This is a genomic window from Bacteroidales bacterium (genome assembly GCA_012519055.1).
In the GTDB taxonomy this organism is placed as follows: Bacteria; Bacteroidota; Bacteroidia; order Bacteroidales; family Salinivirgaceae; genus JAAYQU01.
Genome location: JAAYQU010000016.1, coordinates 22,675 through 48,739, shown reverse-complemented (window position 1 = coordinate 48,739; position 26,065 = coordinate 22,675). Strand labels below are relative to the sequence as shown.

The following is a 26,065-nucleotide window of genomic DNA, read 5'->3' as shown; positions in this document are numbered from 1 at the left end:
TTATGTGACTATTTTTTGCCCATTTGTGCAGCTATAGCTAAAATAACACCTAATGCCACGCCCAACAATGCTGCAAATAATACTTGAAATTCGTTAGGTAGCAAGAATGTTATTGTGTGTGCAGGGATCCAAAAGATTGGAATGGTTTTTTTAAAGACGAAATTCCATTGAACATCCCAGTTCAGTTCGTTGAAAATTTTGCGAAACTTTATGGGTTTAAAAAGGGCTGAAATAGTGCCGCCATTCGCAACTATATGAGTATCGGTTATTTTATGCAATGTCATCATTATAGGTGCAAAAACAACGTTCATTGTTGTTGATATCATAAAAGCCACAAAAAGTTTTGTAACTGTAAAATTGTTTGCTAAAGCGCTTTTTGCATTCTTTAAACCAAGATAACTCAATAGTTCTGGAGTTCCTGCACTAAATATTACAAATGCCATTTTAATAGTTAGCCCAAGAAATCCCCATACAATTGAACGTGGTATAATTCCAAACCCTTTTTGATTATAATTGCCTGTTCGTATTCGCAAACCGATAACTTCGCCGGCAGTTGCCAATATGCTAAATTTCACGAACGACATTATCATTCCATGATTTTTGTTGTATTCAACGTACGCATTGTAAACAGTTTCTGAAATAATAAATGGCGTTATAAAAACAATACATCCCAAAATAAAAAACAGGTCTTTTCTTTTTAACATATTGATATATAGTTTAATGTCATTAAATAGCAATCAGAATATTTCAGCTACAAAAGTAGTTTTTTCTCCGTCAATATAAAGCTTTATTGGGTAATCGTGAATGTTTATGGTAAGTGGGATTAACTATTAATCAATTATGTTTCTGTTTTATCTGTCTCTTGCGAATTATTGATTTTATTTGAACCTGATTTTAAACGACCAGCCTTTCGTAAAGCTTGGTCAATAATCCACTCTATTTGGCCGTTTGCACTGCGAAACTCGTCTGCAGCCCACTTTTCAATGGCGTTAAACTTTTCTTGATCAATCCGCAATACAAATGATTTTTTCTTTGACATCTCTCTATCTGTTAGTTAACATGGATTTAATTCTGATTTTACATTAATTATTCTGTTCGTATATTTTAGTAAAGCACGCTTTGCTTGTTTATCTTTGCAAAGCGTGCGGTGTCGAAAAATTATTATTTTATTGATGTAAAGTTCCTGCGTTTATTATTGGAGAGGTTGACTCCTCTGAACATAGAACTACCATAAGATTACTAACCATGGCAGCTTTTTTGTCGTCGTCAAGCTCTATTATATGCTTTTCGGAAAGTTGTTTTAATGCTAATTCAACCATTCCAACAGCACCTTCTACAATTTTTTCGCGTGCGGCAATAATTGCATCAGCCTGTTGTCGACGTAGCATAACAGCCGCTATTTCAGGCGCATAAGCCAAATAACTGATACGTGCCTCGACAATTTCAATTCCTGCAATACCAAGCCTTTCAGCCATTTGATTTTCAAGAATTTGATTTATTTCGTCGGCACTCGAACGTAAGGTTAACTCTTTGTCTGACAATGCGTTAGATGCGTCATATGCAAACATTCCTGCTACATGGCGCAGTGCTGAGTCGCTTTGTATTTTTACAAAATTTTCGTAAGCCTTCATTTTTTGGTTTATTTTCATAACCGTACCGGTAGTAGGTGCTCCGACAGCCATTGATGAGTTGTCAATATTGAACGAAGCTTTGTATGTATCGGCAATTCTCCAAACAACCACAACTCCAATCATTATTGGGTTCCCAGTTTTATCGTTAACCTTAATTGGGTCGGCATCTAAGTTTCTAGCTCTTAGAGTTAATTTCTTTTTCACATAAAATGGATTTACCCAAAAGAAGCCGTTCTGTTTTATCGTACCATTATATTTCCCAAAAAATACCATAACCAAAGCTTCATTAGGCTCAATAATTACAAATCCAATTATCGAAGTGATTGCAAGGAAAAAAAACAATAACACTAAGAAAATAATTAAGCCAATCATTAAGCCTTCGTTAATCACTTCTGATATAGCTATGCTGCGTATTCCATAGACAATAGCTATTAGTACAATAGGAACTATCAGGAGCATCAATACCCCCGATGCCTTAAATCCTGTAAAATTTTCTTCTTTCTTTTTCATGATATTAAATTTATTGATTTGAAAATGATATTAAAATGATATTGCAAATATATTAAAATGATTTTCATATCACCAAATAAAAATCCTGTTTTTTGATAAAAATGCTATATTTTTTATTTTTATATTATATATACATTTGATATACTGTTATTTATGCAAAAAAACAGTTTTTATGTGTAAAAAGTGGTGATAAAATACTATCTTTGAAAGTGCAATGATTATAGTTGTATGAATATTGATGTACCTTTGAATCAGTAAGTTTATTATTTTACAAGTTTTCGTTTTATGTTAAGAAAAATACCTTTGTTCCTAGTTGCTATTTTTGTATATAGTATAGCAACCGCCCAGTACACCGTATCTCCAAAAATAACAGAAATGCAGTGGGATAAAGGCTTTGGGGTTCGTCTTAAATTGTCAAATGATTCTAATTATGTTTTTGACATTAAAGAATTATATCATGCTACATCAAAATCACATCAAAATCATGATCAGGTTATATACTATCCCGTAGGCTTTGGACAGGATTTTATTGAACAGTTGAAAGAAAAGGAAATAGAAGATTCTGTACAAAACAAGCAAAATAAAAGCAAAAACACTACTCTATGGTCAGCAATTCATCATAGTATTGGTGGAAATTATGTTCATTTCGTAAACTGTATGTTATATGCGTTAGAAACAGGAATGCTTAAGGTTGACGCCCAGCTACTTAAACGCCCTATAACTAAATGGAAACCAAAACCGATGACCGAATCATATAGACGTACAAAAAAGTGGGAGTACTATGTTCCTACTACTCAAAAAGATGCAATAAAAGAGTATAAAATCAAGAAAAAAAAAGGAGAACTACGTGATTTACAATCAGTACCAGAAGATTTTATTAAACTATTCTTATCAACTAATGACAAACAATACGAAGAGCTGTCAAAATCCTATAGGGTAAAAGATAAAGCCAAAATTGACTTGATTCGTATTTTGGTTGCTTCTAATTATTTAGGAGAAGTTCCCATTGACTATATAAGAAACGCTGTTATTTCTGCTGTAACACGCTATTCTTCAAATCAATTACCCTCTGTTATCATTATGGAAGATTTTAATGCAGCTGTTGCAATGACATTGGATGAAAATGGGTATAAGGTTGAAAAAGTTGTTTTTAATGATGCAGAAAATCTTTCGCAAGAGGAGGAAAATGCACGAAAAGATAAAATAACAGCAGTTATTCATAGTATAAATGAAATAAATCGACAAATTTTTCAGAAAAGCTTACAAAATTATTATAAGCGATAACCTAAACAATATCAGTATGTTGAGTGATCGTTTAGTCTGATAATGATAATGTGATAAAGTTGTAAAACATAAATCTTAGCATATTATTAACACATTTAGAGTTGCATTGTAACAATTTTATTCTCAAATTTGCTTTCGGTAATAACCAAATTAAATTATTAGATATGAAAATTAAAAATGTACTTTTAGTAATGTTACTTGCAGTTTCTGTAACGGGAATGTACAGTTGCAAGAAGACAAAACCAACTACCGCAAGTGGTAGCGAGTTTAAAGAAATTATTGTTCCTTGTCAAGACAAAGGCTATTCAGATGCAATGAATTTCCGAGCAACTGGTATGGGAACAAGTATGAACATGGCAACGTCGAAAGACAAAGCTCTTTTTAATGCCAAAACACGTATGGCAGGTTTAATTGAATCTACAGTTAAATCGGTAACCGAACAATACACCAATGAGATTGACGTAGGTGACAAAAAAGAGTTTGAGCAAAGTTTTGAACAAATGGCGCGTGATGTTACAAAACGCACTCTTGTTGAAGTAACAATTACTTGCGAAAAAACAGGAAAAAATCCAAAAGGCGAATTTGAAACTTATATTGCATTGGAAGTTACTAAAGATGCGATTTACAATGGTGTAAATAATGGTATAAGTAAAGATCAAAAACTTCAGTTAAAATATGACCAAATGAAGTTTAAAGAAAAATTTGACGAAGAGATGGAAAAATTAGAGCGAGAAGGAAGATAGTTTAACTTTAGAAATCGGTAATCGCTTTGCGGTTACCGATTTTTTTATTTTAAATAATTGCAATTAAATTGAAAGTTATGAAGAATGTATTGTACTTTCTTTTGATTTTTGTCTTCGTGTGTGAAGCAGCACAAGTAAACGCAAGTGTCGTTAAAGTAACTGATTCAAAACAAAAGGTTAAAACAATAGACAAAGACAAAAGGAAAAAACCCAATTGGATCAATTCTATAAAAAAAGATTATGTAATTGTCACAGGTTCAGGAGCAACACTAGAAGCATCGCAAGAGAATGCTTTGCTAAAGGTGAAAGAAAACATAGTGAGATCGGTTGCCGAAAATGTTAAAGTATCTTCAGAAATGACTACCAAAGAAGAAATGGGCACCAATATCAATAATTTTTTTCAAAGTTTCGAACAAACAACACAGACACAGACAGCTGAGATGAATTTTATAAAAGGAATTGGTCTCAATAAAGCTGAAGATTATTGGTGGGAGAAAGTTCAAGCCGGAAATAATATAACATTCTATTACTATTTGTTGTATCCTTTCAGTGAAATGGAACTTCGTAAATTGGTAATGGCTTTTGAAAAAGCAGATAGAGAGTTAACTGAGCAACTGGAAGAGATATTAAACCGAATTGAAAATGTAACAGTGGTTGAAGAGATGGAGAGTGATATAACGACACTTACCAAGCTGAAAGACAGATTTGTTGATCAACGAAAAACCAAAGCAGAAGTAGGAATAGAGCGAATTAAATCTCGCATAAAGTCAATAAATATTGTACCTGTTTCTAGTACTTTAGGCTCCTTAGAGTACGAGTTGAGAATAGGACAAAAAGTTGTTACTACGAATAAAAAACCACGCGCTACAAATCCAACAAAATGCGCTACTGTTAATGGTATTGAGCCTTCGAGAACAGGTTGGAATTTAACATTTGATGCTAAGTATTGTTACGATGACCCCAAAAACTTGATAAAAGTTGAGCATTCATTCAAATACGGTAAAGTTACACACGAATTTTACTTCGATATAAACGAGGGCAAAGTTGAAGTTTATATGCATGCACCGATAATGATTTCTGCAGCCGAATCGGACGATACAAAGGTTTTAACAGGAAAAGTAACTTTCACGCTTTCAAATAAATTTGATGGTACTTTTATGGTGGATAGAATTGTACTTAATTACGCAAAAGCTGCACCGATAGTTTTTGACAATATAGGTAAAACGCTTATCGGGAAAGGTGACCACTCTATTATTTTAGACCTTCCGACAGAACTTGAAAAGGCTGCTTATTCAAGCAAAACAGCACCACTTGTAGACGGTTTTATATATTATAACGTGAAAGGCGAACAGAAAACTTATAAGTTATATCAAAACAAGGTTACCACAACATGGTAACAACTAGTATTTTATTATAAATAAGGCGATTCGTTTGTTGAGTCGCCTTTTTTTTCGTTTGAATTTGTTTTGCCAAAAGATATTTTCGGAAAGAAAAGCACTATATTGCGCAAAATATCCACAATGCTTTTGATAAGCCTGAAAATCAACAAATAAAATTTTAGCATTTATGACAGGTAATAAAAAGGTCTCTCTGTTTGTAGCATTTATTCCAATAATAATTTTAATAATTTTATTATCATTAAATGTTTATTTTTTTGGAGATGACACTTTAAGTGGTTCGAATCAAATAGCACTATTACTTTCGGCTGCTGCTGCTGCAATAATTGCTATCAGTTTAAAGTACAAATGGACAGATATTGAAAAGCAAATTGTTAAAAGCATTACTGCTGCACTTCCCGCAATACTTATATTACTTATGATTGGTGCTTTGGCTGGCACGTGGATGCTAAGCGGAATTGTCCCAGCTATGATTTATTATGGACTAAAGATATTGCACCCATTAATATTTTTATTTGCAACGGTTGTTATTTGTTGTTTGGTTTCCTTAGCGACCGGGAGCTCATGGTCAACTGTGGCAACCATAGGAGTTGCTTTACTTGGAATAGGGAATGCGTTAGGCTTTAGTGAAGGCGTTGTTGCCGGAGCAATAATATCAGGAGCCTATTTTGGTGATAAAATGTCGCCACTATCCGATACAACAAACTTAGCTCCAGCAATGGCAGGAACTGATTTGTTTACCCACATAAGATATATGTCCATAACAACTACGCCAACAATTTTAATTACGCTAATAATATTTTTGATTATTGGATTTACAGGAGTCAAAAACTATTCGGAAGTAGGTGTAGAGCAGACGTTAAATGCAATAAATTCGACATTTAATATTTCGCCAATACTTTTTATTGTTCCAGTTGTGCTGATTGTTATGATATTAAAAAAAGCAATGCCCTTACCCGCATTGTTTATTGCTATAGTTTTGGGAGGGGTATTTGCAGTAATATTTCAGCCACAAATAATAAAACAGGTTGCAGATATTTCATCCAACTATGCTTCACAGTCGTACGTGGCGGTTGTTAAAAGTATGTTTGGCAATGTTTCTATACCCACAGATGATCCAAATGTTAGCAATTTACTAACTACCAGAGGAATGCACGGAATGTTAAATACCATTTGGTTGATTATCTCGGCAATGGTCTTTGGTGGAGTTATGGAAGCATGCGGATTATTAGAGAGAATTTCATACTCAATAATTCAGTATGCAAAAACGACCACATCACTTGTTGCATCGACAGTTGTAACGTGTCTGTTTTTTAATGTCACCGCTTCTGACCAATATTTAGCAATAGTAGTGCCAGGAAGAATGTTCGCAAAAACGTATCGTAAGCGCGGATTAAAACCCGAATTGCTCAGCCGTACACTTGAAGATTCAGGAACTGTTACCTCCGTTTTGGTTCCTTGGAATACTTGTGGAGCAACACAATCAGTAGTTTTAGGTGTGCCGGTTTTAACTTTCATGCCTTACGCATTTTTTAATATCATAAGCCCTATAATGTCGATTATTATTGCAGCTTTAAACATCAAAATTAGACGTTATTCAAAAGAAGAAATGATAGAAATTGAATGCGAGGAAGCTGAAAATTAATAGCTTTGTATTCTTAAATTATAGTATAAACTTTAATTAATATTAATATGGTAAAATATATTTGTCTCCTTATCTCAGCACTTTTAGTAGGAATAGGAAGTTTCGCACAAAATAAGATATCTCCTCGTTTAGAGAGTGTTATGATTGAAAATAAAGGGAAGGTAGTTCATGCTGTCTTCAGATTATCAGAACAATGGAACACCGATAGTGCATTAGCCCTTTATTCTCAACAAAAAATTACTGCATCGCAACAGGCTAAACAAGTTTTAATGTCGTGTGAAAAATTTACCAAACAAAAGCAACAAAGTTTTTTACAAGCTATTGAAGATGTAAAATCTTCAGGTGCAAAAATTCAAAAAGTATATCCTTTTAAAACATCTAACCTGATTACTATTTGGGCAGATGAGTTAACGATAAGAACATTAGCTAGTCATAAAGATGTAAGTTACGTTTACTATGATCACGCGGATTACAAACTGTTGCCATCATTTAAGGGAGAGACTGTTGATTTGAAATCTCGTGCAACATCGGGAATAATAGCTATACAGGCTTGTAAAATGTGGGAGCTTGGATATACAGGTCGTGGAAGAAAAGCCCTTGGAGTTGATACTGGCGTTAATACTCAACACCCATCAATTGCAAAAAGATTTTTAGGATATTATGCTCCGCTAAGTGAAAGCTTTTACAGTTATAACAATGTAACGCCGGTAGATATTGCTAACTCAAGTCATGGCACCCACACAATTGCCACCGTTTTAGGAAGAACAGCAAAGAATGGGGATACAATAGGCGTGGCATATAATGCCTACTATATGGTTGCTGACCCGATTGTAAGCATAACAAGTGAAATAAGACGTATGAGTGAAATATTAGAGTGCTTTGAATGGGCTTTAAATCCAGATGGAAACCCTGAAACAACAAATGATATTCCCGATGTTATAACTAATTCGTGGGGATTAACAAATTCATATAATGCTGAGGATTGCGATTTGCCAGAAATGTTGGTGTTCAACGTTTTAGAAGCTGCAGGAGTAGCAGTGGTTTTTTCCGCCGGAAACGACGGTCCGGGGGCTGGTACTATAGGTATTCCTGCAAATATTGCACGAAGTACAACAAATATTTTTAGTGTAGGCGCAGCAGATGCAAATAATCAAACATGGCCAATAGCAAGCTTTTCCAGTCGAGGACCAACAAATTGTCCTGCAGAACCGGGTACACCGTTGCATATAAAACCCGAAGTAGTAGCCCCAGGAGTAGGTGTTTATTCGGCTCAAGGGCTTGATGGTTATGGCTCACTTTCAGGCACTAGTATGTCTGCTCCTCACGTAGCCGGAGCAGTTTTATTGTTAAAAGAGGCTTTTCCTGAAGTTGCAGGAACAGAGATACTTATGGCTCTTTACGAAACCTGTACCGATTTGGGTGAAGTTGGCGAAGATAATACTTTTGGACGTGGAATGATTAACGTTTGGGCAGCGTTTCAATATTTATCGCAGTCCTATACACCAGCCGATCCTCTCACCGGTGGTGATATTCAAGTAAGTGCTACAGCATTGTTTGAATATATTGGAAACGACACAATTATTTCTACCAATATTAATATAGAAAACATTGGAATGGCAGATGTTAATATCGAAAAGTTTGATGTTTCAATTAGTAACCAACAGTTTGTTAAAGATACATCTGTTACTGTGACAGTAGGAGGTGTGAATAATATTAATTTAAAACTTTCAATCGCAGAGTTGCCTCAAAGTGTTTATTATGATATAAATGTTTATGTAAAAACTGCCACAGGAAGCGATATTGATACTATAAACAACAGAACAACAATCTCATTAACCAAGCCATATTTTGTATCTCTGCCATATACTGAAACCTTTGAAGATGCCGATTTTGACTTGAGAGGAGCAAAAGTAATTATAAGAAATCCAGACAATGCTTTTACTTGGCGTTCAGATACTGTACCTCGGTTTAATGGAGGTATGCAGTCTGCAACAATGAAATTTAGATTTTATACCGATTTGTTACAGAAAGATATTATGGAACTTTTTCCAATTATGGTAGGTAATGCAAGTGAGCTTAAACTTGGATTTAAATATGCTTACGCAATAAAATCGGTTTTTGGAAAAGATTCGCTTTATGTTCTAGTTTCAACAGATGGGATAAACTATAATGATACTGTCTTAATGAAAACAGGGGAATCGCTTGCAACGGTAAGTGGCTGGCATTATTCAAGTCTGTTTGTCCCCGATACACCCGATAAATGGAGATATGCAAATGTAGATTTATCGCAATTTCTTCAAGCTGAGAATATTTGGATTAGATTTGAAACTGTTAATGGCTATGGTAATGATCTGTTTATTGATGATATTGCTGTTTTTGAAGGTGATGATCCATTACCTGTTGATAATGAGACCATATCAGCAAATACACAACAGTTGATTTTATATCCAAATCCAGCTAAATCGGTTGTTAATATTTTGTTTTCTCACAGTGTTAACAAATACAACATAAGAGTTTTTGATTTAGCAGGTCGCGAAGTACCAGTTTATTTTGATCTTACTTCAAACAAAGAAATACAAGTAAAACTACCGCACCTGCGTCAAGGTATTTATTTAGTAGAAGTTGTTTACGATAATGAAGTTAAGACATTGAGATTTATTGTAAATTGAATCAAACGATACAAAATGGATAATTTACAAAAGGAGTTTATTTTTGGAATAAGAGCTGTAGTTGAAGCTATTGAGAGTGGTAAATCAATAGACAAAGTATTGGTGAAGTCAGGTTTGAGCGGTGATTTGGTAAAAGATTTATACAAATCAATTTCCGATTATAAAATTCCAATGCAGTATGTGCCTGTTGAAAAAATCGAAAGAATAACAAAAAAGAATCATCAAGGTGTTTTGGCATTTTTATCAGCAGTAGAGTTTTATGATATATTTACAATCGTAAGTAATTTATTTCAACAGGGGAAGACGCCTTTTATTGTTATCTTAGACCAAATTACCGATGTTCGTAATTTAGGTTCAATAGTACGTTCAGCAGAATGTGCAGGTGCACATGCCCTGCTAGTTCCGACAAAAGGCTCGGCACGCATAGGAGCCGATGCAGCGAAGACATCGGCAGGGGCACTTTATCATTTGCCTATCTGTAGAACAACTTCACTAATTAACACAATTAAAGAGTTGAAACAGTTTGGCTTACAAATTATTTGTGCTACCGAGAAAGCTAACGGAACATATACAGATGTCGATATGAATGTGCCTTTGGCTTTGGTATTGGGTTCAGAGGAAACAGGAATATCTAATGATATTTTACGTATAGGCGATAGCTTTGCACGTATTCCGATAATGGGAAAAATAGAATCGTTAAATGTTTCAAATGCAGCATCGGTATTAATGTATGAGGTTGTTCGTCAGCGCTTAAAATGATATTTATTTTGTGTGAAATATTTGTATTTGTTACTGAAGCAGTGTTAATTTTGAAGCAGGAATTATAGAACTAGTAAAAAATAACTATGCTCTCTTTATGATATAATATGATGCTTGTTACATCAATATGTAGTATTTTGGTCAAAAAAACTCAACTTATAACATTTAAAACAAAAAAAAAACATATATTGCGTTGGAATTGTCAGTGTAACGAATAAACTACCAAAATAATATGATAGCAAATTACATTTCCGAACTGTTAGAAACGAATAATAGAGTTATAGTTCCTGATTTTGGAGCTTTTATGGTTAAGCTTGAAGCAGGAAAAAGAAAGGTGACTTTTAACGACTTTTTAAAGTACAACGATGGTTTGTTGATTAATCACGTTGCTTCAAAAGAAAAGATTTCAAAAGACGATGCCTTCAAAAAAGTTAGAGAATTTGCAAAGGAACTTATAGCAGGATTAAAAACTAATCAAAAGTTTCCTATAGCTTCAATGGGATTCCTTGTAAAAGACGAAAGGGGAGGAATTCAATTTGTTTATGGTGAAGAAAGCCCAACAGGAACCTCGGTAAAAGAAGATGTTAAAACTTCAGGGGAACCACAAAAGGCACAAGATGAACCAGTAAGACTTGTTGATAAAGCTGAAGATAATGCACAACAAAAACCACCAATTGTGCCTCCTACAGCACAGAGTAAAACTGCGCCAACACCTCAAACCACTCAAGTTAAACCAGGAGCTCCAGTACCTCCAACTCAACAAGCAAGACCAACAGTTAAACCGGGCACACCTCCGCCACCACCGGGCAAAAGACCTGCTGCCCCCAAAAAATCAAAAGGGAAAAGTAAAACAGGTACAATATTGGTCGTAATTGGAATTATTGTAATTTTAGGAGTAGCTGGTGGTTTATTTTATTTAAACTATGATGAGTGGACAGGCAAAGCTGAGAGAGAGAGACTTGAACAAGAGAAAATAGAGGAAGAAAAAAGGAGAGAGCTTGAGCTTTTAGCAGAAGAAGAGAAAGAAAAAGAGGCTCAGAGAATTCAAGATAGTATTAGAATAGCAGAAGAGGAAGCTGCAAAACAAAAACTCTTAAATCAGAAAAAATACTATTTGGTAGCTGGTAGCTTTAAAGTTAGAAGTAATGCCGATCGATTTTCTGACCAACTAAAATCTCAAGGTTATAGTAATTCAGAGGTATTTATGGAAAGTCATGGTTTTTGGCGAGTATCATTCAATAGCTTTGTAGAAAGGAGAGAGGCTTTTACCGAATATCAGAATTTAAGAAATAGAGATATACAAGTCTGGGTAATCAGACACTAAAGAAAGCGGCTTAGGCCGCTTTTTTTTGTTTACAAAATTTTAACGCAGCAAAATAATTGTTAAATAATTTATTTGTCAGGATAATTTGCAGAATTATAAAAATTTAAAAAAAACACAAGTGAGAATCATTTTAATCTTAATATTAGCAGTATCGATGGCTTGTCAAGACAACAGACAGAATGAGAGAGAACAAATGGTTCAATTCCAAATTCAAAATAGAGGCATATCAGATAAATTAGTTTTAGATGCTTTTAGAAATGTTGAACGACATAAATTTGTTCCAGATGAATACATAAGTTTGGCATACGAAGACACTCCTTTGCCCATAGGATACGGTCAAACAATATCTCAACCATATATTGTAGCTTTTATGACTGAGTCTATTAAGCCGCAAAAAAACATGAAAGTATTAGAAATTGGAACAGGTTCAGGATATCAAGCCGCTATTTTAGCTGAAATAGGATGTGAAGTTTATTCAGTAGAAATTGTTGACGAATTGGCAAAACAGGCAACAAGAGTAATTGAGTCTATGAATTATAGCAACGTATACATAAAGTCAGGAGATGGATATTTAGGTTGGGAAGAGCATTCCCCTTATGATGCTATTATTGTTACCGCTGCGCCAGAGTCTATTCCAGCTCCGCTTTTGGAACAATTAAAAGATAATGGTCGTTTAATCATACCTGTTGGACCTCAACATCAAACACAAGAGTTGCGTTTAGTTGAGAAAGTTAACGGGAAAATAAATTCTAAAGTAGTAGCTCCTGTAAGATTCGTTCCATTTATCCGAAAATAGTACTGTTACAGGAGAATCAAAGCTTATTTGTTATCTAAAATATAAACATCTCCATCGGCAGTAGCAACCGAGTTTTCAAAAACTGTTTGAGCTTCCTCTTCAATAACTTTGGGATCTGTGTATCGACTAGAGTAGTGACCCAATAGTAATTTTTTTGCGCCAGAGTCATGGGCAATTTGAGCAGCTTGTAAGGCAGTACTGTGACAAGATAAACGTGCAAGGTCTAAATCTTTATGCAGATAAGTAGCTTCGTGATATAGTATATCTACATCTTTTATTATTTCAACGATGTTTGAACATTTTAGTGTGTCAGTTACAAAAGCATATTTTCTAACCCTTGGAGGATCTTTCGTTAATGTTGAATTTTTGTACACCTTGCCATCTCTGACAATATCTAATCCGCTTTTTAATTCATTCATCTCTTTAATGGTAAGTTGCATACTTTCAACAAACTCTTTTATAACATTTCGAGGTCGAGGCTTTTCTTCAAACAGGAAGCCACAAACGGGTATGGAGTGTCTTAAAGGAAAGCTTGTAACTTTAACTTTTGAATCTTCAAATATTGTTTCTGGATTTTGAAAGCTTAATGGAATCACTTCAATTTTATATGATAATTCTTGAGAACCTATTTTTAAAACTGTTTCCAATATCTGCACTAAGTCGCTGTGAGCGTGTATATAAAATGTTTTCTTTCTGCCCATAAGATTATAGGTAGAAAGCAAGCCAAATAAACCGTAGAAATGGTCACCGTGTAAATGGCTTATAAAAGCCCTGTTAATTTTACTAAATGGAAGTGAAAGTTTTCGGATTTGAAGTTGGCTTCCTTCACCGCAGTCAATTAAAAAGAACCGCTCAAGTATATTCAATACCTGAGCGGTTGTATTACGAAGACTTGTTGGCAGAGCAGAGCCCGACCCGAGTATAGTTAACTCAAATCGCATTTATTATTCTTTGCTCAACTCTTTCTCAAGCATCTCCTGTGCTTTATCGATATTCTCAGCGATACTGAGAACAGTGTCTAACTGTGATATTGTAATTAATCTCTCAACAGCTGTTTGCAAACCTGAAAGAATAAATACGCCATTTGCATTTTTACATAAACGGTTGGCTACTAAAATAGCACTAAGACCTGATGAATCGCAATAGCGACAATGGTTAAGATCTAGTATGATATTTTTTTCACCATTCCCAGCAATTAATACGAGTTCAGATTTTAATGATGGCGCAATGTGAGTGTCAAGCTTATCAACCATTACTTGAATAAGTGTGAACTTGTCCTTTTTTTCTATTTTAAATTCCATAGTGCTAATTTTTTATAAAAATAACAAATCCTTTCGTTTAATGCAAATTAAATTACATTTATTCTGATTTTTTTTCTTCAGAGTCTTTATTTTCAGATTCTTTAACTTCAGATTTTTTTACCTCAGTTTTTTTAGCTTTGGATTCTTTTTTTTCTGCATCTTTAGCTTCTGGCTCTTTCTTTTTAGACTCTTTAACCTCAGCCTCTTTTACCTCAGTTTTTTTAGCTTTAGATTCTTTTTTTTCTGCATCTTTAGCTTCAGGTTCTTTCTTTTTAGGCTCTTTAACCTCAGCCTCTTTTACCTCAGTTTTTTTAGCTTTGGATTCTTTTTTTTCTACATCTTTAGCTTCAGGTTCTTTCTTTTTAGATTCTTTAACTTCAGTCTCTTTTTTCTCAGATTCTTCAGCTTTAGGTTCTTTTTTAACGGATTTCTTTTTTGCGTCTTTATTTAGCATATCATCTTTTAACTGTGCTAACTCTGCAATATCTCCTAAAGTTGTTTTTTCGATACTTTCTTTCAGTTTTTTAGAGGCTTTTTTAGTTGCTTCGCGTTTTGTTTCTTGTTCGACTTTTGCTAAATCTTCAAAAGTACGGCTGTGAGAAACAATTATTCGTTTAGCATCTTTGTTAAATTCGATAACTTTAAACTCTAATTTTTCATCGATTTTTGCAGGGCTTCCGTTCTCTTTTACCATATGTTTAGGAGTTGCAAATCCTTCTACACCGTATGGTAATGCAATAACTGCACCTTTTTCGTTGATTTCAATAACTATACCCTCGTGAATTGTGTCGGCAGCAAAAATTTCTGCAAAAACTTCCCATGGGTTCTCTTCCAGTTGTTTGTGACCTAAACTTAAGCGACGGTTTGCAGTATCAATTTCTAATACCATAACTTCAATTTCCGAGCCAATACTTGTAAATTCAGCTGGATGTTTAATTTTTTTCGTCCATAATAGGTCGGAAATATGTATAAGACCGTCGACACCCTCTTCAATTTCTACAAATACACCAAAACTTGTGAAGTTTCGAACAATTGCTTTATGTCTTGAGTTAACAGCATATTTTGTTTCAATATCTGTCCATGGATCTGGTTTTAACTGTTTGATACCAAGACTCATTTTTCTATCCTCTGGGTCTAATGCTAAAATAACAGCTTCTACCTCGTCGCCAACTTTCATAAATTCTTGAGCACTGCGCAAATGTTGCGACCACGACATTTCTGAAACGTGGATTAATCCTTCAACTCCGGGAGCTATTTCAACAAATGCACCGTAATCGGCTAAAACAACAACTTTACCATTAATTTTATCACCAACTTTTAGTTCTTTGTCTAAAGATTCCCATGGATGTGGTGTAAGTTGTTTTAAGCCAAGTGCTATACGTTTTTTCTCATCGTCAAAGTCAAGAATAACAACATTAATTTTTTCATCTAATTTTACTATTTCATCAGGATGTGATATACGTCCCCATGAAAGGTCGGTAATGTGAATTAAACCGTCAACGCCGCCCAAGTCGATGAATACTCCGTATGAAGTAATGTTTTTAACAGTTCCTTCAAGTACTTGACCTTTTTCAAGCTTGGCAATAATTTCTTTCTTTTGTTGTTCAAGTTCAGCTTCAATAAGAGCTTTATGTGAAACAACAACGTTTTTATATTCTTGATTGATTTTAACAATCTTAAACTCCATTGTTTTGTTAACAAACACATCGTAATCGCGAATGGGTTTGACATCAATTTGTGAACCAGGCAAAAACGCCTCAATTCCGAATACATCCACAATCATACCGCCTTTTGTACGGCATTTTATGTAACCTTTAACAATTTCGTCTTTTTCAAGAGCCTCATTAACTCGATCCCACGATCTTAACGCTCTTGCTTTTCTGTGTGATAAAACCAATTGACCATTTTTATCTTCCTGGCTTTCCACAAATACCTCTACTGTGTCACCTACTTTTAGATCAGGATTGTAGCGAAATTCTGATATACTTATAACTCCTTCTGATTTGTAGCCAATGTTGATAAGAACTTCACGTTTGTTCATTCCTACAACAACTCCATCGGTTACTTCATTTTCGGCAATAGACGACATTGTGTTGTCGTATATTTTTTCTAACTCTTCACGGTTGGTAGTTTCATCGACAACCATATCGGAAGCGTATGCTTCCCAGTCAAAATCATTTGAGGGTGTTAAAGCCTCGTTTAGGTTTTTGTTTTCTTCGTTCATTTTTAATTAGTAATAGTTAATTTTAATATGTTAGACATTATGTATAGATAAGATATTTAATGCTATATCTTTTCAGAACATACGAAAATTGGCTGCAAATTTAGCTCTTTTATTTCATATTGCACAAAAATTTATCTCATTTTTGCTCAGCTATACGTATTTTGTGAGATTAATATAAATTTCTGAATTTTAGAGCTTAAGGTTTTTTCATTGAAAAATATTAACTTTGTAATGTTTCGTCTAGAAATGTAAATTGTAAATCCTAAAAATTATAACGATATGAAGTTTTTTATTGATACAGCAAACCTTGAACAAATAAAAGAAGCTCAAGACCTTGGAGTTCTTGATGGCGTTACAACCAATCCTTCGTTAATGGCAAAAGAGGGAATTAAAGGCGAAAAAAACATACTTGATCATTATGTTAAGATATGTAATATTGTTGATGGCGACGTAAGTGCTGAAGTAATAAGCACCGAATATAAAGGAATAATTAATGAGGGAGAAAAACTAGCATCACTACACAAAAACATTGTTGTAAAAGTACCAATGATTAAAGATGGTGTTAAAGCTATTAAGCATTTCTCTAACAAAGGAATAAAGACAAATTGTACTTTAGTTTTTTCGCCTGGTCAGGCACTGTTGGCAGCCAAAGCTGGTGCAACTTATGTATCACCGTTTATTGGCCGCTTAGACGATAATTGTACCGATGGGGTGGAACTTGTTAGACAAATTGTTAACACATATAACTATTACGAATTCCCGACTCAAGTTTTAGCAGCATCAATAAGACATTCAATGCATATTATCAGTTGCATGGAAGCAGGTGCAGACGTTGTTACATGTCCATTAAATGCAATTATGGGGCTGTTTAAACACCCTCTTACTGATATTGGATTGCAGCAATTTCTTGCGGATTATAAAAAATTAAACGGATAACATTATGATAATAAAACTATATGAGGAAAATCCAAACCCACGACAAGTTAATCAGATTGTTGAATCTCTTGCTGCGGGTGGCTTAGTAATTATTCCAACTGACACAGTTTACGGAATTGCTTGTAGTTTAAGTAATGTGCAAGCAATAGAAACATTAGCCGAAATACGAAGCAAAAAAGTTAAAGAGGCTAATTTCTCAGTTATGTGTCACGATATTAGTCAGATATCAGAAATTACAAAACCCCTTTCTACACAAACATTCAAACTGTTGAAAAGAAATCTTCCGGGACCTTTTACTTTTATTCTCGAGGCAAATAATAAATTAACCAAGCTGCTGAAGTTTAGCAGAAAAAGTGTGGGGGTGAGGATTCCAAACAACAATATTGCACTTGAAATAATTAGAGCTTTGAACGAGCCACTGGTTATTACATCAGTAAAAAATGATGACGACGATATTATTGAATATATTACTGATCCTGAGTTGATTCACGATAACTATAAAGATATAGTCGCATATGTTGTAGATGGTGGCATAGGCAATAATGAGGGTTCAACCGTTGTCGATTGTACAGCCGATGAACCCGTAGTTGTAAGGCAAGGAGAAAAGGAGTTGTTACTTTAATTGTCAATAAGTGAATACAAAATCATAATGTTTAGTTAAATTTAATAATTTACTTTTATTTTTAATTGAATTTAGTTTAATTTGATAATTTTGCAGACTTGACGATATTACATTGTTGAAAAGAGAGCTTTAAGTTACATATTAAGTTTGCTATGAAATCATCTGAAATGCAGTCGAAATCAAAACACATATTAGAATTAATTAAGTACGATTTGACAACATTCTTCTACGAGGATGACTACGAGGAGGTTTATAGTGAAGAGATACTGGACACATTTCTAATAGATTATAAAAAGGTATTGCCACAGAAAGAGTTCGGTATTTTTGATACGGTTGTTTTTCGCGTTTTTACCGAAAAATCAAATCTTACAGGAACAAATCATATAAATGTAATCTTACATAGCGAGGATAAAGAGATACCTACCGATAACACTAAATTGTTACTACAAAAACTTGAGGAACTATACGGACCAGACGATAATTCTCGCAGCTTAGAAAGTGATGAGGAAAAGCAATCTTTAATTGATGGCAATGTGGTTAGAATGTGGACATTAGACGCTGAACATAACGTTTATAGTGTAAGATTCAACTACGTAAAAGGAGAGGGAGCCCAACTTCAAATAATGTTTTATACCAATCTATTAAAATCTTTGGGACTACTGTAAACAATGTGTAATTGCCAATCTGTGTAAATCTGTTTAATCCGTGTGTTCTGTGTTCTCTTTGTTCTCTTTGTTTTCAAAATAATATTGCAGCGGGTCAATATATTTATATCCATCGGGTAACTTTTTGTGTTTTAGTGCTTTAGAGAATGATGTGAATGAGTTTAATCCTATTTCATATCGTCTTCTGTCTAAATTCTCTGGTTCGAAAATATTGCCATGCGTTGGAGAATTATTTTTATCATGAACAGTAAATGTTCCATATCTTTGGGGAATGTCTTTAAAGTGCAGATAACTATCAACCATGTTTGCGTATCTCCAAGGCTCGAGAATAAACAAATCAACTTGTTTCTTTAATAAAGAATCGGCATATTGAAAATGTTGTTCTGAAAGTGCCGATATGTGGAGAAATATAATATAAAGACCTTTCCACGCCTCATCGCCTATTTGTGATAGAGTAGGGAAACCCGATTTTTCAACAATTTTCTTAATTGTTTCAAAGTTTTCACGGTCTGTTTTCTCCATAATTGTCGGTCTGCAATCGCAGTCTCTCGGTACTTGTATCCTAATAAATCGGTCTTTAGTGTACATCTCTAAAATCTGTTGCGATAGCTTGAGATTGAAGTTTTTATAGTAATACAGTTTTAGGTTTTCGTACTCTTGCTCAATCTGTTGAAATTGTGGGTATGTTCTTAATGCGCTCAGTTTTGGATTTTGGCTCAAGATAGTGGTGTCTGTTTCGGTTTTCATCAAAAGCTCTTTAAATAAAGCAATTGCGTTTGCGGTGTCTTGCATAAAAATGGTAACCTCGACTAAACTCTCTATATCAGAGGTGAAGTACGGGTTATCACTCTTTAAGAACTCGTTGTAAACATATTTGCATGAGTCGTAGTCACCAAGAAAGTTGTATTTTTGCAGTTGGTTTGTTAAAATCGAATGGAAAGTTGGTGGAACTGCTTTTGAAGTTGATATAGCAAATACTAAAGCTATTGCGGCAATTAATATTGAGCGTTTCATAATAACTAGGTGTGTTTTTAATTGTATTGCTTTCAACTTTTAACTCTGTAATCTGTGTTAATCCGTCAAATCTGTGTCATCTGTGTTCTAATCACAAACGAATGTTAACGCTGATACAGGTTGTTTAATAAAGCTATCGTTATCAAAAGCAATTTTTCCATTAATTATGGTGGTTAATACTCTGTGCGAGAATGTCTCTCCCAAAAGTGGCGACCAGCCACATTTGTAGAGTATGCTTTCGCTGGTTACTTGTTGATTTACGTTAGGGGTAACAATCACTAAGTCAGCATAATATCCGGGCTTAATAAAGCCACGTTTCTCTATTCTGAACAGTTTTGCAGGAGCGTGACACATTTTCTGAACAACTTTGTTGTACGAGAATACCCCTTTTTTAACAAGCTCTAACATAGTAACTAAGGAGTGTTGCACCATCGGTGCACCCGAAGGACACTGCAAATATTGGTTTTGCTTCTCCTCGAAAGTGTGAGGAGCGTGGTCTGTTGCGATAATATCAACTAAGTTACTATTTATGGCACTTCTTAGAGCCTCTCTGTCTTTAAGTGATTTAACCGCAGGATTCCATTTTATTAGCGCGCCTTTTGAGTTGTAGTCAGCATCGGTAAACCAGAGGTGATGAACGCAAACTTCGGCAGTTATTCGCTTATGTTCTAATTCAATAGTGTTGTCGAATAACGAAAGCTCTTTCGCGGTACTTACGTGCAATACGTGAAGTCTTGTATTGTGTTTTTTAGCTAACTCGACAGCCTTTAGCGTTGATTTATAGCAAGCCTCATCGCTACGAATTATAGGGTGATGACTTATTGGGATCGAGTCTCCGAATTTTGCAACTGCCTCCTGTGTGTTTCTTTTAATTGTGGCTTCATCTTCGCAATGAACGGCAATCAGCGCCGAACTTTCGGAGAAAATTCTATTAAGTGTAGTTTCATCATCAACTAACATATTTCCGGTTGAAGAACCCATAAATACTTTAATTCCACAGCATAGTTTGGGGTCTACATTTTTTATTTGGTCAATATTGTCATTCGTTGCACCAAAGTAGAACGAGTAGTTTGCCCAAGATTTCTCTTTTGCAATTGCGTACTTCTGTTCAAGGTTTTCAATTGATGTGGTAGGAGGAACCACATTTGGCATATCCATATATGATGTAACCCCACCTGCTACGGCTGCTTTCGATTCGCTCTCTATATCGCCTTTGTGGGTTAGCCCGGGAGTGCGGAAATGAACTTGGTCGTCAATTACTCCGGGCAAAAGTATATGCCCTGTGGCATCAATCGTTTTGTTGGCATTACGGTTTATGGGCTGTGTGCTGACCTCAATAATAATATCGTTTTCGATAAAAACATTACCTATGAAACTTTCATTTTCGTTTATTATCAGCGCATTAGATATAAGTAATGTCTCTGCCAACTTGTTATGTTTTACGATTTAGTGAACAGGATATTTTATTCAGGCTTTTCGTATTTTCTGAACCAACTTCCAACTTTAAGTTTTATAACGCCCATAACGGCTTCGCTAAATATGCCACCACTCATTTTTGATGTACCTTGAGTGCGGTCTGTGAATATTATTGGAACTTCTACGATTTTGAAACCATGCTTCCAAGCAGTAAACTTCATCTCAATTTGGAATGCGTATCCCTTGAATCTTATTTTGTCAAAGTCAATGGTTTCCAATACTTTCCTTCGGTAGCACTTAAATCCTGCTGTTGTGTCGCGCACTTTCATTCCAGTAATAAATCTTACATACGCCGAAGCATAATACGACATCAGGACTCTTCCCATGGGCCAGTTAACAACGTTAACACCAGTGACATATCGTGAGCCGATAGCCAAGTCAGCACCATCAATTATGGCTTGATGTAGACGCACCAAATCTTCAGGGTTGTGTGAAAAATCAGCGTCCATTTCGAAAATATATTCGTATTTATTTTCGATAGCCCACTTAAATCCTGCTATATAGGCAGTTCCCAAACCCTGTTTGCCCGGACGTTCCAATATATGCAACGAATCGGTATAGGTTTTCATCATCTCTTTCACTATAAGTGCAGTTCCATCGGGGGAGTTGTCTTCTACTACCAATACGTGATAGCCTTTATCTAAATTCATAACTGCCTCAATAATAGCACGTATATTCTCTTTCTCGTTATAGGTTGGGATTATTACTACTGCTTTTTCCATCTCTTTGTTTTTATTTACGGCAAAGCTAATAAAAAAAACGTTTTGCCAGTCATTTCTAAACCCTAAATTTTTAGATGATAGACGTTTGAAATTAGAATGTAATATAAGGTGCAAGGTAAAAGGAGCAAGGTACAAGTGTGTCACCCTACGGGTGGGATTTGTGTGCGTAGCACACCCATAGGCTTGCGCCTATGGTTAATCATATATTGTCCTACGGACAAAAAAATCCTACGTTAACCTTATAATATAATCTGCTCAATTACAGGACACCTCCCTACTTTTACCTTTTTCCTTGCCACTTGCACCTCTTCACATCACAGTACAAAAGCAAAAAGATAGGAGAAAGCTATCATCCTATCTTTTTTGCCTTGAGTGTAAATTTACTACTTTTCTGTAATTCAGTACTTTGTGACTATTTTATTACTTTAAGTTTTTTACCAATTTTGGTAAATGCAGCTATAGCTCTATCGAGATGTTCTTGAGTGTGTACTGCCGACAATTGTACTCTAATTCGCGCTTCTCCTTTTGGGACAACGGGGAAATAGAATCCGGTAACGTAAATACCCTCGTCTAAAAGCATTGATGCAAAATCTTGTGAAAGTTTGGCATCATAGAGCATTACCGCGCATATCGCCGATTGGGTTGGTTTGATATCGAAACCTGCTTCGGTCATTTTTTTATAGAAATATTCAGTGTTGTAGTGCAACTTATCTTGTAGGTCGTTGGTTTTTGTAACCTTATCAAATGCTGCAATACCGGCAGCCGCTACGAGTGGGGGTATTGAGTTTGAGAAAAGATATGGACGTGAACGTTGACGTAACATATCAATAATCTCTTTTTTACCAGTTGTAAATCCGCCAATTGCGCCTCCAAAAGCTTTTCCAAGTGTTCCTGTTATCATTTCGGCTTTTCCCATGCAGTTGTAAAGTTCGGTAACACCGCGTCCAGTTTTTCCAACAACGCCGGCTGAGTGAGACTCGTCAATCATTACCATTGCATCGTATTTTTTTGCAAGCTCGAGGATTTTGTCCATTGGAGCTACGTTTCCGTCCATTGAGAAAACACCGTCCGTAACGATAAGTCTAAATCTCTGAGCCTGAGCCTCTTTTAACTGGGCTTCAAGGTCAGCCATATCTGCGTTTTTATATCTGTATCGTTGAGCTTTACAGAGTCTAACACCATCGATGATTGAAGCGTGGTTTAATGAGTCGCTGATAATAGCATCTTCCTGGGTTAAAAGTGGTTCAAAAGCACCGCCGTTAGCGTCGAAACAGGCTGCATAAAGAATTGTGTCTTCTGTCTTGAAAAAATCAGCAATTTTCTTCTCTAAGCTTTTGTGTAAGTCGCCGGTACCACAAATAAAACGTACCGATGACATTCCGTAACCGTGTGTGTCTAACGCTTTTTTAGCTGCTTCAATCAATTTTGGATTATTGGAAAGTCCAAGATAGTTATTAGCGCAAAAGTTAAGCACCTCTTTACCTGTGCTGACTTTAATTTCAGCTCCTTGTGGAGAGACAATTATTCTTTCATGTTTATATAATCCTGCCTCTTCAATTGATTTTAACTCGTTTTGTAGATGTTTTTGAAATTTGTCGTACATATTATTATAATTTTAGTTTGCTTTTTCCCCAAAATTAACCTTTTATATTGTAAATTTTGTTATTTGGTCGGTATTTTTATTCAAATTTCCCAATTGTCAAAAACATTCATATTATATTTTATCTGATTTTTAATCAATTTGATATTGAATAAGCTTAGTAATCAGTAGATTATTGCAACAAAGTGAATTAATCAGTAGTTTTGTAATTGTAGATAATTGTTGTACGTATGTCAAAAATAATCTTTTCAAAGCTATTTTAAGTACTGCATAATGTTTAACTTAGCGAAAAATTATTATTTAAGTGAAAAAAATAACTACCATTTTTCTGTTTATATTCTCTGTATCCGTTGCTTTCGTGAACGCTCAGACTAGTTTTAAATCATTGATGCAGACCGGTCAGAGTCTATATTCCAATCAAAAGTATCAACAAGCCCTTGCTTGTTTTCGCTCTGCAGATTCAATAACCAAAAACGACCTAAATCCCTCTTATTGGATTGGAAAAACTTACTTAGAGATTAAAGGTCAGGAACTTAATGCAATACCATATTTTGAAAGAGCACAAAAAATGCGTAATGTGCCTATCGAGGTTCATAGGCATTTGGGAACGCTCTATCATCAAACTTTTGCTTTTGATAAAGCAATAAAACAGTTCTCTACATATTTAAATAAAGCAACCTATGATGATGGATTTGTAAAATATTGCGAAAGAATGATTGAAACCTCGGCTAACGCTAAAAAGATAGCCGGCAATAGAACGCAAAAAAGTATAAAACTTTTACCGCAAACCATTAATAAAGCCTACTCTGAATATTCTCCTCTTATCTCTACAGATATGCAGACTATGATATTTACACGCGTTTCCTACCCTTACGATGTAAATGATATTAATAGCATGAGGAAAAGTTTTATGATATCCCAAAGTGATGGTGGTAATATTTGGACGGAGCCAATAGAGCTAGAACTGCCTGATAATATGGATATTAACCAAGTTGATTTGGCAGGTCTTTCTTTTGATGGATTTACACTATACCTGTCAGTGGGAGAAAAAACATCGTGCAATCTGTATTCATCGCAGATTAAGGATACGAAAATTGTAAATATTGAGAGATTGCCAGATGCTATTAATAGTCGTTTTGGCGAATATGGTATTTCGTTTAGTCATGATGGACAATCATGTATTTTCAGTAGTAGCCGTCCAGGTGGAGTGGGAGGTATAGATCTCTATAGCTCTGAGCTTGGCTCTGATGGGACATGGTCAAATCCAGTTAATCTTGGTCCTACCATTAACACTCCTCATAATGAGGATATGCCATTCTGGCATCCTGATGGGAAAAGATTAATATTTGCTTCAGAAGGACACCAGTCAATAGGTGGATATGATTTGTACACTTCATATTTGAACGAGGATGGCTTTTGGACAACTCCCGTAAGTATTGATTTCGCAAATACTGTATATGAAGACAAGTATTTCAGAATTGACGCAAAAGGTCAGAAAGCATTTTTTGCACAAGCAATAAACTTTTATCCAAGCAGATACAAAATATTTTCGACAGATTTGCAAGAAAATATCCCTCTAACAATGGTTAAGGGATCAATAAAGGCAGGAACACCACCCAAACCTCACAAAGCTAAAATTAAAGTTTATGATAATGAAACAAAGGAGAGGATAAAATATGCATATAGCCCCGATGAGTTTACGGGCAAATATTTAATGATATTCCCTCCCGGAAGAAACTATGATATTTATATTGAAGCCGATGGGTTTTTACCACAATTGATTAGTGTTTTTATCCCTGAACAAAAATATTTTTATGAATTGTATCAAGAGGTTATTCTTGAGTCAATTGAAATTCAAAATCAACGAGTTGGTGAAAACCTGAAAGTTAGAAATACTTTCTACGATATTTATAAAACATATTTGGGCGACAGTTTAATTGTTGATGTCAGTGATGATGATCAAAAAAACTATGATCATTTATTACAATTGATAGGAGATATAATATGTCAAACAGATAGCATTGGATTAGAGAATTTGGACAAAATGGTTTCAACAAAACATCAAAATCAATATTCATCAGATAAGGATTATTCTGCACTATTTGATTTAATTGGAGAAGCCATCGAAAAAACAGATAGTTTGAGCTTGGCACTATTGGATCATAACACGCTTTACGATGAAGTTGTTGTCTCTCCTACATATTACAGGGGAGGCGATCCTTCGAAATCACTCACAGAGCAAATTTACAGAAGTGATACATTATTAACAGTATCACCCGTAAAAACTGATGAACAGAGGATTAAAGTGCCCAAGATTACAGATGAGGGAGACTCAGGGTTAAAATTCCGTAACTCGAAAGAATCGGACAGACGTATCGTTTTCAGAGAGACTATCTATTTTGATCTTAATGATATAGCTATTGCGTCAAAGTTTTATCCGGTAATTAAGTCAGTAGCTGATTTGATGAATAATAACAGTAAATTAGGAGTGGAACTGCACGGTTATACTGATCCCCAAGGAGCAGAATCATATAATCTGCATTTATCTGAAAGACGAGCAAAATCAGTTTTAAAACATATTTCTGGATTAGGTGTTGATAAGTCCAGGGCAATAGTGACACCTCATGGTATTGATTATTCGCCCATTGAACTTAAAGATATTAAAGATGTTTTTGGTTTAAAACGTCGTGTTGAGATTAATGTATTTGAGCTAACAAGCTATGAATAAGTTGCTTAAAACAATATTC

The 26,065-nt window shown here is 34.9% G+C and carries 22 protein-coding genes; 12 read left to right on the top strand and 10 right to left on the bottom strand.

Annotation, left to right across the window (positions count from 1 at the left end):
• Positions 1–8: 8 nt before the first annotated feature.
• The 3 genes from GX311_03410 to GX311_03400 form a co-directional block, all read right to left on the bottom strand.
• Entirely contained in the window at positions 9–704 is a 696-nt protein-coding gene (locus GX311_03410) for a hypothetical protein (protein NLK15425.1), read from the bottom strand.
• Between the two features lie 134 nt (positions 705–838).
• A complete protein-coding gene (locus GX311_03405) occupies positions 839–1,039 on the bottom strand; it encodes an Arc family DNA-binding protein (protein NLK15424.1) in 201 nt (66 codons plus the stop codon).
• A gap of 127 nt (positions 1,040–1,166) precedes the next feature.
• Positions 1,167–2,141 carry an SPFH domain-containing protein gene (locus GX311_03400; GenBank protein ID NLK15423.1) on the bottom strand — a complete coding sequence of 325 codons (975 nt, stop codon included), beginning with the start codon at positions 2,139–2,141 and terminating at the stop codon, positions 1,167–1,169.
• Between the two features lie 285 nt (positions 2,142–2,426).
• Here GX311_03400 and GX311_03395 point away from each other — a divergent pair, with 285 nt between their 5' ends.
• The 8 genes from GX311_03395 to GX311_03360 all read left to right on the top strand — a co-directional run bounded on the left by GX311_03395 (position 2,427) and on the right by GX311_03360 (position 12,758).
• Entirely contained in the window at positions 2,427–3,425 is a 999-nt protein-coding gene (locus tag GX311_03395) for a hypothetical protein (GenBank protein NLK15422.1), read from the top strand.
• Positions 3,426–3,589: 164 nt separating this feature from the next.
• Complete coding sequence (locus GX311_03390) at positions 3,590–4,168, top strand: hypothetical protein (protein NLK15421.1); 579 nt, start codon at positions 3,590–3,592, stop codon at positions 4,166–4,168.
• Positions 4,169–4,245: 77 nt separating this feature from the next.
• Complete coding sequence (locus GX311_03385) at positions 4,246–5,565, top strand: hypothetical protein (protein NLK15420.1); 1,320 nt, start codon at positions 4,246–4,248, stop codon at positions 5,563–5,565.
• 169 nt (positions 5,566–5,734) lie between these two features.
• Positions 5,735–7,210, top strand: coding sequence for a Na+/H+ antiporter NhaC (gene nhaC / locus GX311_03380; protein ID NLK15419.1), 1,476 nt, complete (start codon positions 5,735–5,737; stop codon positions 7,208–7,210).
• Positions 7,211–7,257: 47 nt separating this feature from the next.
• The gene (locus tag GX311_03375) at positions 7,258–9,879 is read left to right on the top strand and encodes a S8 family serine peptidase (GenBank protein NLK15418.1); all 2,622 of its coding nucleotides are present in this window, start codon (positions 7,258–7,260) and stop codon (positions 9,877–9,879) included.
• A gap of 15 nt (positions 9,880–9,894) precedes the next feature.
• Positions 9,895–10,638, top strand: a complete 744-nt coding sequence (gene rlmB, locus GX311_03370; GenBank protein ID NLK15417.1) for a 23S rRNA (guanosine(2251)-2'-O)-methyltransferase RlmB — start codon at positions 9,895–9,897, stop codon at positions 10,636–10,638.
• Positions 10,639–10,870: 232 nt separating this feature from the next.
• Complete coding sequence (locus GX311_03365; protein NLK15416.1) at positions 10,871–11,962, top strand: hypothetical protein; 1,092 nt, start codon at positions 10,871–10,873, stop codon at positions 11,960–11,962.
• 154 nt (positions 11,963–12,116) lie between these two features.
• The gene (locus GX311_03360; protein ID NLK15415.1) at positions 12,117–12,758 is read left to right on the top strand and encodes a protein-L-isoaspartate(D-aspartate) O-methyltransferase; all 642 of its coding nucleotides are present in this window, start codon (positions 12,117–12,119) and stop codon (positions 12,756–12,758) included.
• Positions 12,759–12,781: 23 nt separating this feature from the next.
• Here GX311_03360 and GX311_03355 read toward each other — a convergent pair whose 3' ends face one another.
• Genes GX311_03355 through rpsA form a run of 3 tightly spaced genes read right to left on the bottom strand, consistent with a single transcriptional unit; the run spans position 12,782 to position 16,283 of the window.
• Positions 12,782–13,699 (bottom strand): ribonuclease Z, encoded by a 918-nt coding sequence (locus GX311_03355; GenBank protein ID NLK15414.1) that lies wholly within the window; start codon positions 13,697–13,699, stop codon positions 12,782–12,784.
• 3 nt (positions 13,700–13,702) lie between these two features.
• On the bottom strand, positions 13,703–14,059 hold the full coding sequence (locus GX311_03350; GenBank protein ID NLK15413.1) for an STAS domain-containing protein: 357 nt from the start codon (positions 14,057–14,059) through the stop codon (positions 13,703–13,705).
• Positions 14,060–14,117: 58 nt separating this feature from the next.
• Entirely contained in the window at positions 14,118–16,283 is a 2,166-nt protein-coding gene (gene rpsA, locus GX311_03345; protein NLK15412.1) for a 30S ribosomal protein S1, read from the bottom strand.
• A 279-nt stretch (positions 16,284–16,562) separates the two neighbouring features.
• Here rpsA and fsa point away from each other — a divergent pair, with 279 nt between their 5' ends.
• The 3 genes from fsa to GX311_03330 all read left to right on the top strand — a co-directional run bounded on the left by fsa (position 16,563) and on the right by GX311_03330 (position 18,506).
• Positions 16,563–17,219, top strand: coding sequence for a fructose-6-phosphate aldolase (gene fsa, locus GX311_03340; protein ID NLK15411.1), 657 nt, complete (start codon positions 16,563–16,565; stop codon positions 17,217–17,219).
• 4 nt (positions 17,220–17,223) lie between these two features.
• Positions 17,224–17,841: a threonylcarbamoyl-AMP synthase gene (locus tag GX311_03335; protein ID NLK15410.1), complete on the top strand. Its 618-nt coding sequence runs from the start codon at positions 17,224–17,226 to the stop codon at positions 17,839–17,841.
• 152 nt (positions 17,842–17,993) lie between these two features.
• On the top strand, positions 17,994–18,506 hold the full coding sequence (locus tag GX311_03330; GenBank protein NLK15409.1) for a hypothetical protein: 513 nt from the start codon (positions 17,994–17,996) through the stop codon (positions 18,504–18,506).
• 33 nt (positions 18,507–18,539) lie between these two features.
• On the opposite strand, the gene GX311_03325 is transcribed toward GX311_03330, so the two are convergent.
• The 4 genes from GX311_03325 to kbl all read right to left on the bottom strand — a co-directional run bounded on the left by GX311_03325 (position 18,540) and on the right by kbl (position 23,321).
• Positions 18,540–19,520 carry a hypothetical protein gene (locus tag GX311_03325; GenBank protein ID NLK15408.1) on the bottom strand — a complete coding sequence of 327 codons (981 nt, stop codon included), beginning with the start codon at positions 19,518–19,520 and terminating at the stop codon, positions 18,540–18,542.
• A gap of 87 nt (positions 19,521–19,607) precedes the next feature.
• On the bottom strand, positions 19,608–20,948 hold the full coding sequence (locus GX311_03320) for a dihydroorotase (protein NLK15407.1): 1,341 nt from the start codon (positions 20,946–20,948) through the stop codon (positions 19,608–19,610).
• 35 nt (positions 20,949–20,983) lie between these two features.
• Positions 20,984–21,718, bottom strand: a complete 735-nt coding sequence (locus GX311_03315) for a polyprenol monophosphomannose synthase (GenBank protein NLK15406.1) — start codon at positions 21,716–21,718, stop codon at positions 20,984–20,986.
• A gap of 412 nt (positions 21,719–22,130) precedes the next feature.
• A complete protein-coding gene (gene kbl, locus GX311_03310; GenBank protein ID NLK15405.1) occupies positions 22,131–23,321 on the bottom strand; it encodes a glycine C-acetyltransferase in 1,191 nt (396 codons plus the stop codon).
• A gap of 301 nt (positions 23,322–23,622) precedes the next feature.
• Between kbl and GX311_03305 the strand changes: the two genes are divergently transcribed.
• Positions 23,623–26,046, top strand: coding sequence for an OmpA family protein (locus GX311_03305; GenBank protein ID NLK15404.1), 2,424 nt, complete (start codon positions 23,623–23,625; stop codon positions 26,044–26,046).
• Positions 26,047–26,065: the final 19 nt, after the last annotated feature.

Coding starts and splice junctions, on each gene's coding strand:
- GX311_03410 (NLK15425.1), bottom strand. CDS start 704: ATGTTAAAAAGAAAAGACCTGTTTTTTATTTTGGGATGTATTGTTTTT.
- GX311_03405 (NLK15424.1), bottom strand. CDS start 1,039: ATGTCAAAGAAAAAATCATTTGTATTGCGGATTGATCAAGAAAAGTTT.
- GX311_03400 (NLK15423.1), bottom strand. CDS start 2,141: ATGAAAAAGAAAGAAGAAAATTTTACAGGATTTAAGGCATCGGGGGTA.
- GX311_03395 (NLK15422.1), top strand. CDS start 2,427: ATGTTAAGAAAAATACCTTTGTTCCTAGTTGCTATTTTTGTATATAGT.
- GX311_03390 (NLK15421.1), top strand. CDS start 3,590: ATGAAAATTAAAAATGTACTTTTAGTAATGTTACTTGCAGTTTCTGTA.
- GX311_03385 (NLK15420.1), top strand. CDS start 4,246: ATGAAGAATGTATTGTACTTTCTTTTGATTTTTGTCTTCGTGTGTGAA.
- nhaC (NLK15419.1), top strand. CDS start 5,735: ATGACAGGTAATAAAAAGGTCTCTCTGTTTGTAGCATTTATTCCAATA.
- GX311_03375 (NLK15418.1), top strand. CDS start 7,258: ATGGTAAAATATATTTGTCTCCTTATCTCAGCACTTTTAGTAGGAATA.
- rlmB (NLK15417.1), top strand. CDS start 9,895: ATGGATAATTTACAAAAGGAGTTTATTTTTGGAATAAGAGCTGTAGTT.
- GX311_03365 (NLK15416.1), top strand. CDS start 10,871: ATGATAGCAAATTACATTTCCGAACTGTTAGAAACGAATAATAGAGTT.
- GX311_03360 (NLK15415.1), top strand. CDS start 12,117: ATGGCTTGTCAAGACAACAGACAGAATGAGAGAGAACAAATGGTTCAA.
- GX311_03355 (NLK15414.1), bottom strand. CDS start 13,699: ATGCGATTTGAGTTAACTATACTCGGGTCGGGCTCTGCTCTGCCAACA.
- GX311_03350 (NLK15413.1), bottom strand. CDS start 14,059: ATGGAATTTAAAATAGAAAAAAAGGACAAGTTCACACTTATTCAAGTA.
- rpsA (NLK15412.1), bottom strand. CDS start 16,283: ATGAACGAAGAAAACAAAAACCTAAACGAGGCTTTAACACCCTCAAAT.
- fsa (NLK15411.1), top strand. CDS start 16,563: ATGAAGTTTTTTATTGATACAGCAAACCTTGAACAAATAAAAGAAGCT.
- GX311_03335 (NLK15410.1), top strand. CDS start 17,224: ATGATAATAAAACTATATGAGGAAAATCCAAACCCACGACAAGTTAAT.
- GX311_03330 (NLK15409.1), top strand. CDS start 17,994: ATGAAATCATCTGAAATGCAGTCGAAATCAAAACACATATTAGAATTA.
- GX311_03325 (NLK15408.1), bottom strand. CDS start 19,520: ATGAAACGCTCAATATTAATTGCCGCAATAGCTTTAGTATTTGCTATA.
- GX311_03315 (NLK15406.1), bottom strand. CDS start 21,718: ATGGAAAAAGCAGTAGTAATAATCCCAACCTATAACGAGAAAGAGAAT.
- kbl (NLK15405.1), bottom strand. CDS start 23,321: ATGTACGACAAATTTCAAAAACATCTACAAAACGAGTTAAAATCAATT.